The sequence below is a fragment of the Pseudomonas sp. D3 genome (genome assembly GCF_029320995.1).
In the GTDB taxonomy this organism is placed as follows: domain Bacteria; phylum Pseudomonadota; class Gammaproteobacteria; order Pseudomonadales; family Pseudomonadaceae; genus Aquipseudomonas; species Aquipseudomonas paraveronii.
This window is the reverse complement of the sequence record NZ_CP119772.1, coordinates 4,925,783-4,938,355: the sequence shown is the minus strand read 5'-3', so window position 1 is coordinate 4,938,355 and position 12,573 is coordinate 4,925,783. Positions and strand designations below refer to the sequence as shown.

The window sequence follows — 12,573 nt, the reverse complement described above, 5'->3', positions numbered from 1 at the left end:
CCCATGAACGAACAGTTGCAACCTCTCAAGAAACAACCGCGAGCCGGCAAGACCGGTCGCAGTGGAACCCAGGACGATATCGTCTACGCGCATATCTTCGAGGCGATCCTCGAACAACGCCTGGCTCCCGGTACCAAGTTGAGCGAAGAGGCACTGGGCGAAATCTTCGGCGTCAGCCGCACCATCATTCGCCGCGCGCTGTCGCGTTTGGCCCATGAAGGCGTGGTGCTACTGCGGCCAAATCGTGGCGCCGTGGTGGCCAGCCCCAGTGTCGAAGAAGCGCGCCAGGTGTTCCTGGCCCGACGTCTGGTCGAGCGGGCGATCACGGAACTGGCGGTGCAGCACGCCACGGCTGAGCAGTTGGCCGAGTTGCGACAGATGGTCAACGACGAACGCGACAGCTTCTCCCGCGGCGATCGCGGTGCCGGTATCCGCCTTTCCGGAGAGTTCCATCTGAAGCTGGCCGAAGCGGCGAAGAACGCGCCGCTGATCAGCTTCCAGCGCAGCCTGGTGTCCCAGACCTCGTTGATCATCGCCCAGTACGAAAGCGGTAACCGCTCGCACTGTTCCTACGATGAACACACCCAGTTGATCGATGCGATCGAAGCCCGGGACGCGGCGCTGGCGGTGAGTTTGATGATGCATCACATGGATCACATCGACAGCAAGCTCAACCTCGATGAGGAAAGCGCGTCGGATGACCTGCACGCGGTGTTCTCGCATTTGTTGCTGAGCAAGAAGCCTGGGCGCTCTTCGGTCAAACTGTAAACCCTCCCACATTTGGGTTTGTGGCGTATTTGAAATTAGCGTTGGTGGACTAGACTGCCGGCCGCGTAGGTCTGCAACACCGCCCGATCATCCCCCAGCGTCATCAGTACAAACAACCTCTCGGCAATGTCCTTCGCCTGCTTCATGCGGTAGCTGAGCAACGGCGTGGCGTTGTAGTCCAGCACCAGGAAGTCCGCATCGGTGCCCGGCTGCAACGTGCCGATCTTGTCTTCCAGTCGCAGCGCCCGCGCACCGCCCAGTGTGGCCAGGTACAGCGACTTGAACGGGCTCAATCGTGCGCCCTGCAGTTGCATGACCTTGTAGGCTTCGTTCAGCGTCTGCAGCAACGAGAAACTGGTGCCACCGCCCACGTCAGTGCCCAGGCCCACGTTGAGTTTGTGCTTTTCGGCCATTGGCAGGTTGAACAGCCCGCTGCCGAGGAACAGGTTCGAGGTCGGGCAGAATGCGACTGCCGAGCCGGTTTGCGCCAACCGCGCGCATTCGTCATCGCACAGGTGCACGCCGTGGGCAAACACCGAGCGTTCGCCCAGTAGCTTGTAGTGGTCGTACACATCCAGGTAGCCGCTGCGCTCAGGAAACAGTTCGTTGACCCACTCGACTTCCTGCTTGTTCTCACTGATGTGCGTCTGCATGTACAGGTCCGGGTATTCGCCCAGCAGTTGCCCGGCCAGCGCCAATTGCTGCGGCGTGCTGGTGGGGGCGAAGCGTGGCGTCACCGCATAGTGCAGGCGGCCCTTGCCGTGCCAGCGTTCGATCAGCGCCTTGCTCTCCTGGTAGCCGGATTCGGCGGTGTCGGTGAGGTAGTCTGGAGCGTTGCGGTCCATCATCACCTTGCCGGCGATCATGCGCAGGTCGAGTTTTTCGGCGGCTTCGAAGAACGCATTCACCGATTGCGGATGCACGCTGCCGAACACCAGCGCGGTGGTGGTGCCGTTGCGCAGCAACTCCTTGATGAAGATATCCGCGACTTCCTCGGCGTGGGCCTTGTCGGCGAACTGGCGTTCGCAGGGGAAGGTGTAGGTGTTGAGCCAATCCAGCAGCTGTTCGCCATAGGCGCCGACCATGCCGGTTTGCGGCAGGTGGATATGCGTGTCGATCAGGCCGGGGGTGATCAGCGCGTCCTGGTAATGGGTGATTTCGACCTCGGCGGGCAGGCTCGGCAGCAGGTCACGGGCGTGCCCCAAGGCACTGATCCGACCGTTGTCGATGACCAGCAGGCCGTCTTCGAAATACTCGTAGGACGCCTCGATCCCCACTTCAGCGGGGTCGGCGAGGCTGTGCAGGATGGCGGCACGGTAGGCTTTGCGCGTCAAAGGCATGGTGATCTCAATTTTTGGCAAAAGTGGCAGCTTGACTGCGGCGCGAGGCCGGCAGCAGTTGGGCAATCGGTTCGGCGCTCGCGGTGTGCTGGCCGAAATGGGCGTTGTAGGTGGCGATGATTTCCCCGGCGATGGAGATGGCGATTTCCACCGGCAATTTGCCCTTCACCTCGCTAAGGCCCATGGGGCAGCGCATGCGTTGCAGCTGTGCGGTGTCGACGCCGCGATCACGCAGGCGGTGTTCGAACTTGACGCGCTTGGTCTTCGAACCGATCAGGCCGAAGTAGGCAAAGTCATTGCGCTTGAGCAGGGCGGCGCTGAGCTCCAGGTCCAGCGCGTGATTGTGGGTCATCACGATGCAGTAACTGCCCACGGGCAGGTCGGCAATTTCGTCGACCGGTTCTTCGCTGACGATTTTACGCACGCCCTGTGGGATGTGTTCCGGGAACTCTTGCTCGCGCGAATCGATCCAGCGCACCCGACACGGCAGGCTCGCCAGCAACGGCACCAGTGCGCGGCCGACGTGGCCGGCGCCAAATACGGCGATCTGTGCCTGCACTTGGCCCATCGGTTCGAACAGCAGTACGGTCGCGCCGCCACAGCACTGGCCCAGGCTCGCGCCGAGGCTGAAGCGCTCCAGATGGGTGTGTTGCTGGCCGCGGGCGAGCATGTCGCGGGCGAGCTGCATCGCCTTGTATTCCAGGTGCCCGCCGCCGATGGTGTCGAACGTCTGCGCGGCGCTGATCACCATCTTCGAACCGGCATTGCGCGGCGTGGAGCCGAGCTCTTCGATGATGGTCACCAGTACGCAGGGTTCGCCCTGGTTTTGCAGGTTGGCGAGGGCGCTGATCCAGTTGTTCATGTCTACCTCAACATTTCTGTTGTCAGTTCTACCGTCATCGGGGGCAAGCCCCCTCCCACACTTGAATGTATTCACAGGTCAAAAATGTGGGAGGGGCGGTGCGACGATTCGACTTGCCCCCGATGGCAGCGCCTCGATTCAAAGCGAAGCCATCTCGGTTTCAGCCTCAACCGCCTTCGCAGCAGCCAACTTCCGCATCTGTTCACACCCCCACAACACCCGCTCAGGCGTCGCCGGCGCATCGATGTTCGGCTGGTGGCGATAGTCGCCCAGGCTCGCCACCGCATCCTTGATCGCGCACCACGAAGCAATCCCGAGCATGAACGGCGGTTCGCCCACGGCCTTGGAATGGAACACCGTGTCTTCCGGGTTCTTGCGGTTTTCCACCAGCTTCACGCGCAAATCCAGGGGCATGTCGGCAACGGCCGGGATCTTGTAGCTGGCCGGGCCGTTCGTCATCAGCTTGCCCTTGTCGTTCCATACCAGCTCTTCCATGGTCAGCCAGCCCATGCCCTGGATAAAGCCGCCTTCCACCTGCCCGATGTCGATGGCCGGGTTCAGCGAGGCGCCCACATCGTGGAGGATATCGGTGCGCAGCATCTTGTATTCGCCGGTCAGGGTATCGACGATCACTTCGCAGCAGGCCGCGCCGAACGCGAAGTAGTAGAACGGCCGACCGCGCGCCTGGCTGCGGTCGTAGAAGATTTTCGGGGTCTTGTAGAAGCCGGTGCTCGACAACGACACCTGGGCGAAATACGCCTGCTGGATCAGGCTTTCAAAGCTCAGGATCTGCTCGCGCACGCGCACATGGCCGTTGTGGAATGCCACGTCCGCTTCGCTCACCTCGAATTTGCGTGCGGCAAATTCAACCAGGCGTTGCTTGATGATTTCGGCGGCGTTCTGCGCGGCCTTGCCGTTCAGGTCGGCACCGCTGGAGGCTGCGGTCGGCGAGGTGTTGGGCACCTTGTCGGTGTTGGTGGCGGTGATCTGCACACGGTCGATGTTCACCTGGAACACCTCGGCCACCACTTGCGCAACCTTGGTGTTCAAGCCCTGGCCCATCTCGGTGCCGCCGTGGTTCAGGTGGATGCTGCCATCGGTGTAGATATGGATCAGCGCCCCGGCCTGGTTGAGGAAGCTGGCGGTGAAGGAGATGCCGAATTTCACTGGGGTCAGCGCCAGGCCTTTTTTCAGGATCGGGCTGTGGGCGTTGTAGCGGCGGATCGCTTCGCGGCGCTCGGCGTATTGGCTGCTGGCCTCAAGCTCGGCGGTCATCTCTTCGAGCAGGTTGTGCTCGACGGTTTGGTAGTAGTGCGTGACGTTGCGCTCGGTCTTGCCGTAATAGTTGGCTTTGCGCACGGCCAGCGGGTCGAGGGCCAGATGGCGGGCGATGGCGTCCATCACTTCTTCGATGGCGACCATGCCTTGCGGGCCACCGAAGCCGCGATAGGCGGTGTTGGACGCGGTGTTGGTCTTGCAGCGATGGCCGTTGACCGTGGCATCGCCCAGGTAATACGCGTTGTCGGCGTGGAACATGGCGCGGTCGACAATCGAGTTCGACAGGTCCGGCGAGCAGCCGCAGTTACCTGCCAGCTCCAGCTGGATGCCGTGCAGTCGACCGCTGTCGTCGAAGCCCACGTCGTATTCGATATAGAAGGGGTGGCGCTTGCCGGTCATCAGCATGTCTTCGACGCGCGGCAGGCGCATCTTGGTCGGCTGCCCGGTAAGGTGCGCGACCACCGCACACAGGCACGCCGGGCTGGCGGCCTGGGTTTCCTTGCCGCCGAAGCCGCCACCCATGCGGCGCATGTCGACGACGATGTTGTTCATCGACACGTCCAGCACTTCGGCCACCAGCTTCTGCACCTCGGTGGGGTTTTGCGTGGAGCAGTAGACGATCATGCCGCCGTCTTCGGTCGGCATGACCGAGGAAATCTGGGTTTCCAGGTAGAAGTGTTCCTGGCCACCGATATGCAGCGTGCCCTGGATGCGGTGCTTCGCGGCCACCAGCGCCGCCGCCGAATCACCGCGTTGATGGGTGTGGCTGTCCAGCACGAAGTGCTGGTTGCGATAGGCTTCGACCACGTCCAGCACCGGCTCCAGGTCTTCGTATTCGATCACCGCGGCCAGCGCCGCTTTACGCGCGGTTTCCAGGTCGCGGGCGGCCACGGCGAGCACCACCTGGCCGACGAACTGCACGGTGTCGATGGCCAGCAACGGATCACCCGGCAGCAGCGGGCCGATGTCTTTGAGCCCTGGCACGTCTTCGTGGGTGATGACGATGCGCACACCGTCGAAGGCGTAGCAGGGCGCGGTATCGATGCGCAGGATCTTCGCGTGGGCGCGGTCGGACAGGCGCGCATACAGGTGCAACTGGTTGGGGAATTCCAGGCGGTCATCGATGTACTGCGCTTCGCCGCAGACGTGCTTGGCGGCGCTGTCATGCTTGACGCTGCGCCCGACCCCACAGGTCAGGTCCTGGGCAAACAGTTCGGCCAGTTCGGCCTGGGTTTTTGCCACGGCGTGGTGGTTAGACATAAGCGGTCACCCGAGTCTCGATGTGCGGCGTTTGCAGTTCGATGAAGTATTTGCGCAGCAGGTTTTGTGCGCTGAACAGGCGGTATTCCTTACTGGCGCGGAAGTCCGACAGCGGAGTGAAATCCTCGGCCAGGGCGGCGCAGGCTTGCTCCACGGTGGCGGCATTCCAGGGGGCGCCGATCAGCACGGTCTCGCAGTGTTTGGCGCGTTTTGGCGTGGCGGCCATGCCCCCGAAGGCAACGCGGGCGTCGCTGATCACAGCGTTATCGATCTTCAGGTTGAACGCCGCGCACACTGCGGAAATGTCATCGTCCAGGCGCTTGGATACCTTGTACGCACGGAACCGCGCGTGGCCCTTGGGCACGATGATCTTCTCGATGAACTCGCTGTCCTGGCGCGCGGTGACGCGGTAGTCGATGAAGTAATCTTCCAGCGCCAGGGTGCGCCGGACGTTGCCCTTGCACAGCACGATCTGCGCGCCGAGGGCGATCAGCAGCGGCGGCGAATCACCGATCGGCGAGGCATTGCCGATGTTGCCGCCCAAGGTGCCCTGGTTGCGGATTTGCAGGGAGGCGAAGCGCTGCAGCAGTTCGCCGAAGTCCGGGTATTCGTGGTGCAGCGCGGTATAGCAATCGGAGAGGGCGGCGGCGGCGCCGATTTCCAGGCGATCGTCGAACGTCTCGATGCGCTTCATCTCGTCGATATTGCCGACGTAGATCATCACCGGCAGCGTGCGGTGGAACTGCGTGACTTCCAGCGCCAGGTCGGTGCCGCCGGCCAGCAGGCGGGCCTGGGGGTAGGCGTCGTAGAGGTCGGCCAGGTCGGCGACGGTCAGTGGCACCAGGCAGCGTTTGTCGCCGCTGTTGAGTTCAGCGGTTTGCGTCGGCGCGATGGCCTTGAGACGGGCGATGGTCTGGGCCTCACGGCTGTCGAACTGATCCTGGGGTTTGTTGCCGCAGGCCTGTTCAGCGGCGGCGAGGATCGGGCGATAACCGGTGCAGCGGCAGAGGTTACCGGCCAGGGCTTCATGGGCTTTCTCGCGGTCGGGGGCGTCGCTGTTCTTTTGCAGGGCGAACAACGACATCACAAAACCGGGGGTGCAAAAGCCGCATTGCGAGCCGTGGCACTCCACCATGGCCTGTTGCACGCTGTGCAGTTGGCCCTGATGCTTGAGGTCTTCGACGCTGATCAGTTGTTTGCCATGCAACGACGCCACAAACGTCAGGCAGGCATTGAGGCTGCGATAGCGAATGCGCTCGGCGCCTTGCTCATCGCTGTGCAGTTCACCGACCACCACGGTGCAGGCGCCGCAATCGCCGCTGGCGCAGCCTTCCTTGGTGCCGGGTTTGCCCACATGCTCGCGCAGGTAGTTGAGCACGGTCAGGTTGGGGTCCAGGGCGTGCTCGCTACGGAGTTCCTGGTTAAGTAAAAACTGGATCACGGAAGGCCTCGCAGACTCATTATTGTTGTTAACCGCTTTGCGCCGAATCTAGTCATGTCTGACTTTTCGGTCAACGAGTTTCTGACCTTTGGGTCAAGAAAATGCGGCCGCAACACGTTCAATTATGGTCCAGTCTTCTGGAACCGGCGTTTTTGGGGACTTCTGGCTGTTCACTGCTGCTTATTTCATGCCAAATTGTTGAACGTGGGCCGAGCGCCATCAGCGGGCATTTGCGCTACACTGCCGCGCTTGTACCGATAGAAGATTTTGAAGGAAAAACATGACGTTCAAGGCGCCGGACAGTCTCGCCGAGCAAATCGCTCACCACCTCGCCGAACGTATCATTCGCGGCGATCTCAAGCCTGGGGAGCGGATACAGGAACAGAAGGTCACGCTGGCGCTCAACGTCAGTCGTGGTTCCGTGCGTGAAGCCTTGCTGATCCTTGAACGTCGCCACCTGATCGCGATCTTGCCGCGCCGTGGCGCCCACGTCACCGAACTCACGGCGCACAAGGTGCAGAGCCTGTGTACGCTGATGGCCGAGCTGTACATCCTGCTCGGCAATGCGGTGGCGCAGGGCTGGCGGACCCAGGCCGACATGGCGCCGTTCGTGCAGATCCAGCAGCGCCTGGTGAGCAATTTCGAACGCCAGGACATCCGCTCGTTTGTCGAAGAATGCTTCAACGTGATGCGTGCTGCGTACCCCTTCGCCAACAACCCGTACTTGCAGGAAACCGTCGAGAACCTGCAGCCGGCAATGAACCGCGCCTACTACCTGGCCCTGGATCAACGCAAGGCCTCCATGAGCGAATACCTCGCGCTGTTCGCGCAACTGCTCGCCGCCGTGCTCGCCCGTGACTTGCCGCAGATTCGCCAGGTGCTGTCGGCCTACGGCCAGCGCAGTTGCTCGCTGGTGATCGCTGCGTTGGCGGACGTCTAAGCGTGCGGCTCAAGTGCATCAAACTGGCGGGGTTCAAATCCTTCGTCGACCCGACCACGGTGAACTTCCCCAGTAACATGGCGGCGGTGGTCGGGCCCAATGGCTGCGGCAAGTCGAACATCATCGACGCCGTGCGCTGGGTGATGGGCGAGAGCTCAGCGAAAAACCTGCGTGGCGAGTCGATGACCGACGTCATCTTCAACGGCTCCACCAGCCGCAAGCCGGTGAGCCAGGCCAGCATCGAACTGGTGTTCGACAACTCCGACGGCACCCTGGTCGGCGAATACGCGGCCTACGCGGAAATCTCCATCCGCCGCAAAGTGACGCGCGACAGCCAGAACAGTTACTTCCTCAACGGCACCAAGTGTCGCCGTCGGGACATCACCGATATCTTCCTCGGCACCGGCCTCGGCCCGCGCAGCTACTCGATCATCGAGCAGGGCATGATCTCCAAGCTGATCGAAGCCAAGCCCGAAGACCTGCGTAACTTTATCGAAGAAGCCGCCGGCATCTCCAAGTACAAGGAGCGCCGCCGCGAGACTGAAAACCGCATCCGTCGCACCCATGAAAACCTCGCCCGCCTGACCGACCTGCGCGACGAGCTGGAGCGCCAGTTGGAGCGCCTGCACCGCCAGGCCCAGGCCGCCGAGAAGTATCAGGAATACAAGGGCGAAGAACGCCAGCTCAAGGCGCAACTGTCGGCCCTGCGCTGGCAGGCGCTGAACGATCAGGTCGGCCAGCGCGAAGCGATTATCGGCACCCAGGAAATCAGCTTCGAAGCCCTGGTGGCCGAACAACGCAACGCCGACGCCAGCATCGAACGCCTGCGCGACGGTCATCATGACCTGTCCGAGCGCTTCAATCTGGTGCAGGGCCGCTTCTATTCGGTGGGCGGCGACATCGCCCGGGTCGAGCAGAGCATCCAGCACGGCCAGCAGCGTCTGCGCCAGTTGCAGGATGATCTGAAGGAAGCCGAGCGTGCGCGCCTGGAGACCGAGTCCCACCTCGGTCACGACCGCACCTTGCTGCTGACCCTCGGCGAAGAGCTGGACATGCTCACCCCCGAACAGGAAATCACCAGCGCCGCCGCCGAAGAAGCCGCCGCCACCCTGGAAGAATCCGAGACCACCATGCACGGTTGGCAGGAGCAGTGGGACACCTTCAACCTGCGCTCCGCCGAGCCGCGCCGCCAGGCCGAGGTGCAGCAGTCGCGCATCCAGCAACTGGAAACCAGCATGGAGCGCCTGGCCGAGCGCCAGCGTCGTCTGCAGGAAGAGCGCGTGTTGCTCGCCGCCGACCCGGAAGACGCGGCGATCATGACGCTGAGCGAGCAACTCGCCGAAAGCGAAATGACTCTCGAAGAGCTGGAAGCCAGTGAAGAACAGCAAGTGGAACGCCTGGAGCAATTGCGTCAGCAACTGCAACAGGCGACCCAGGCCCAGCAACAGGCCCAGGGCGATTTGCAGCGCCTCAACGGGCGCCTGGCGTCCCTCGAAGCCTTGCAGCAAGCCGCGCTGGACCCCGGCACCGGCACCGCCGAATGGCTGCGCGACCAGCACTTGGCCGAGCGCCCGCGCCTGGCGGAGGGCTTGAAGGTCGAGGCGGGTTGGGAGTTGGCGGTGGAAACCGTGCTCGGCGCCGACCTGCAAGCGGTGCTGGTGGATGATTTTGCCGGTTTCGACCTGGCCGGCTTTGCCCAGGGCGATCTGCGCTTGCTCAGTCCTGCCGCCGATGGCACCCGTGTGCCGGGCAGTTTGCTGGATAAAGTCGAGGCCGCGATTGACCTGTCGCCGTGGCTGGGCCAGATCAAACCGGTGGAGTCCCTGGAGCAGGCCCTGGCCCAACGCGGTCAGTTGGGCACCGGCGAAAGCCTGATCAGCCGCGACGGCTATTGGGTTGGCCGCCACTTCCTGCGGGTGTGCCGCGCCAGTGAAGCGCAGAGCGGCGTATTGGCCCGTGGCCAGGAAATCGTCAAGCTGATCGCCGAGCGTGAAGAACGTGAAGCCACCCTGGAAAGCCTGGAAACCGAACTGCAAACCCTGCGCGCCACCCAGCGTCAGCAAGAGACCGGCCGCGAACACCTGCGCCGCCTGTTGCAGGACGAAGCGCGCCAGCAGGGCGAATTGAAAGCCCAGCTCTCGGCGAGCAAGGCCAAGGCCGAGCAACTGACCCTGCGCCGCACTCGCCTCGACGAAGAAGTGGCCGAGATGGGCGAGCAGCGCGCTCTCGAACACGAACAGATCGGCGAAGCGCGCCTGCAATTGCAGGAAGCCCTCGACAGCATGGCCCTCGACACCGAACAGCGCGAACTGCTGCTGGCCCAGCGCGACAGCCTGCGCGAACGCCTCGATCGGGTCCGCCAGGAAGCGCGCCAGCACAAGGACCATGCCCATCAGTTGGCGGTGCGCCTTGGCTCCCTGCGCGCCCAGCACGACTCCACGCGCCAGGCCCTGGAGCGCCTGGAGATGCAGTCCGAGCGCCTGACCGAAAAGCGCGAGCAACTGAGCCTCAACCTGGAGGAGGGCGAAGCGCCCCTGGAAGAGTTGCGGCTCAAGCTCGAAGAATTGCTCGACAAGCGCATGACCGTCGACGAAGAGCTCAAGACCGCGCAAATCGCCCTGGAAGATGCCGACCGCGAACTGCGCGAAGCGGAAAAACGCCGGACCCAGGCCGAGCAGCAATCCCAGCTGATTCGCGGCCAGCTCGAACAACAGCGCATGGAATGGCAAGCCCTGACCGTGCGCCGCAAAACCCTGCAGGACCAACTGCTCGAAGACGGCTACGACCTGCATGGCGTACTCAACACCCTGACCGCCCAGGCCAACGAGAAAGACGCCGAAGAAGAACTTGAGCGGATTGCCGCGCGTATTCAGCGACTCGGCGCGATCAACCTCGCCGCCATCGACGAATATCAGCAACAGTCCGAGCGTAAACGTTATCTGGATGCCCAGAACGCCGATCTGGTGGAAGCCCTGGACACCCTGGAAAACGTGATCCGCAAGATCGACAAAGAAACCCGCAACCGCTTCAAAGATACCTTTGATCAGATTAACGGCGGTTTACAGGCGTTATTCCCAAAAGTTTTCGGTGGTGGCAGCGCTTACTTGGAACTGACGGGCGAAGATCTACTCGATACAGGGGTAACGATCATGGCGCGGCCTCCGGGCAAGAAGAACAGCACCATCCATTTGTTGTCCGGTGGCGAAAAAGCCCTGACTGCTTTGGCCCTGGTGTTTGCCATCTTCAAGTTGAACCCGGCGCCGTTCTGCATGCTCGACGAAGTTGACGCGCCACTGGATGACGCTAACGTAGGACGTTACGCACGCCTGGTTAAAGAGATGTCCCAGACCGTGCAGTTCATCTATATCACCCACAATAAGATCGCCATGGAAATGGCGGATCAGTTGATGGGGGTGACGATGCACGAGCCGGGTTGTTCGCGATTGGTGGCGGTGGATGTCGAAGAAGCGATGGCGATGGTGGAATCCTGATCCGCGCCTGCAGCGAAGATTTTCAGCTCGATGTAGGGCGGTTTACCGGTCTGACGAAAGTGGCAAATGGACATATTTGTTCAAGGCATTTTGACAGACGGTGTAAAGTTATCTTTGGTCGTGCTAGTTTAATGTCAATTTTTCGTATGCGTGGGCAAAACGTCAGTCAGAACATAGAGTTGGCGCCACGTTTTAAAGCGGTTTGCACGGTGCTAAACCCCTTATTTTTCAGCATTTTTTATTAGAGGCACGGGATTACATGGAAATCGGTCTGCGCGAGTGGCTGATCGTCATCGGCATTATTGTCATTGCCGGTATTCTTTTTGATGGCTGGCGCCGCATGCGCGGTGGCAAGGGTAAGCTCAAGTTCCGTCTGGACCGCAACCTGTCCAACTTGCCCGACGACGACGCCGGTGCGGAACTGCTGGGGCCGCCCCGTGTGCTGGATACCCATAAGGAACCGCAGTTGGACGAGCACGACTTGCCGTCCATGAGCGCACCTTTGCGCGAAGCCCGCGAACCGTCCTCCAAGCGTGGCAAGCGCGGCAGTGCCGCCGCCGAGCCGCATCAGGGCGACCTGAACCTGGGCGTGGATGACGGCCCGAGCTTCAGCAGCCGCGATGACGACTTCCCTGACGAGAGCCCGACCAAAAGCGCGCCGCGTCAATCGGTAAACGATCAGCCGGCCGCCGAAGAAGTCCTGGTGATCAGCGTGATCTGCCGCGACGCCGCCGGCTTCAAGGGCCCGGCACTGTTGCAGAACATCCTGGAAAGCGGCCTGCGTTTTGGCGAGATGGATATCTTCCACCGCCACGAAAGCATGGCCGGTAATGGCGAAGTGCTGTTCTCCATGGCCAACGCGGTCAAGCCAGGCACCTTCGACCTGGACGATATCGACCTGTTCAGCACGCCGGCGGTGAGCTTCTTCCTCGGCCTGCCAGGTCCGCGTCATCCGAAACAAGCGTTCGACGTGATGGTCGCTGCAGCGCGCAAGCTGTCCCAGGAGCTCAACGGCGAACTGAAGGACGACCAGCGCAGCGTCCTGACCGCCCAGACCATCGAACACTACCGTCAGCGCATCGTCGAGTTCGAGCGTCGCGCCCTGACACAGAAACGCTGAGGCCTGGTCTCAAGCGTTGTCGATAGAATCAAGCGCACCAACATTTGAGCAGCTTCGGCTGCTCTTTTGCTTT

8 protein-coding genes are annotated in these 12,573 nt (G+C 62.0%); 4 read left to right on the top strand and 4 right to left on the bottom strand.

Translation table 11 applies throughout. The features are described from left to right. Nucleotides 1-3 precede the first annotated feature (3 nt). The gene (locus P3S72_RS22720) at nt 4-768 is read left to right on the top strand and encodes a GntR family transcriptional regulator (protein ID WP_276194319.1); all 765 of its coding nucleotides are present in this window, start codon (nt 4-6) and stop codon (nt 766-768) included. A gap of 35 nt (nt 769-803) precedes the next feature. Here P3S72_RS22720 and guaD read toward each other — a convergent pair whose 3' ends face one another. From guaD to xdhA, 4 genes are all read right to left on the bottom strand, one after another. Next, a complete protein-coding gene (gene guaD, locus P3S72_RS22715; protein ID WP_276194318.1) occupies nt 804-2,108 on the bottom strand; it encodes a guanine deaminase in 1,305 nt (434 codons plus the stop codon). Nucleotides 2,109-2,115: 7 nt separating this feature from the next. Continuing rightward, the gene (gene xdhC, locus P3S72_RS22710; RefSeq protein WP_276194317.1) at nt 2,116-2,970 is read right to left on the bottom strand and encodes a xanthine dehydrogenase accessory protein XdhC; all 855 of its coding nucleotides are present in this window, start codon (nt 2,968-2,970) and stop codon (nt 2,116-2,118) included. 138 nt (nt 2,971-3,108) lie between these two features. Further along, complete coding sequence (xdhB, locus tag P3S72_RS22705; RefSeq protein WP_276194316.1) at nt 3,109-5,508, bottom strand: xanthine dehydrogenase molybdopterin binding subunit; 2,400 nt, start codon at nt 5,506-5,508, stop codon at nt 3,109-3,111. After that, nucleotides 5,501-6,949 carry a xanthine dehydrogenase small subunit gene (gene xdhA / locus P3S72_RS22700; protein WP_276194315.1) on the bottom strand — a complete coding sequence of 483 codons (1,449 nt, stop codon included), beginning with the start codon at nt 6,947-6,949 and terminating at the stop codon, nt 5,501-5,503. The genes xdhB and xdhA overlap by 8 nt, the downstream gene beginning before the upstream one ends. A gap of 280 nt (nt 6,950-7,229) precedes the next feature. Between xdhA and P3S72_RS22695 the strand changes: the two genes are divergently transcribed. The 3 genes from P3S72_RS22695 to zipA all read left to right on the top strand — a co-directional run bounded on the left by P3S72_RS22695 (nt 7,230) and on the right by zipA (nt 12,500). Continuing rightward, nucleotides 7,230-7,889, top strand: coding sequence for a GntR family transcriptional regulator (locus P3S72_RS22695; RefSeq protein WP_247405719.1), 660 nt, complete (start codon nt 7,230-7,232; stop codon nt 7,887-7,889). Nucleotides 7,890-7,891: 2 nt separating this feature from the next. Further along, nucleotides 7,892-11,380, top strand: coding sequence for a chromosome segregation protein SMC (gene smc, locus P3S72_RS22690; RefSeq protein WP_276194314.1), 3,489 nt, complete (start codon nt 7,892-7,894; stop codon nt 11,378-11,380). Between the two features lie 259 nt (nt 11,381-11,639). Continuing rightward, nucleotides 11,640-12,500, top strand: a complete 861-nt coding sequence (gene zipA, locus P3S72_RS22685; RefSeq protein ID WP_276194313.1) for a cell division protein ZipA — start codon at nt 11,640-11,642, stop codon at nt 12,498-12,500. Nucleotides 12,501-12,573 lie beyond the last annotated feature (73 nt).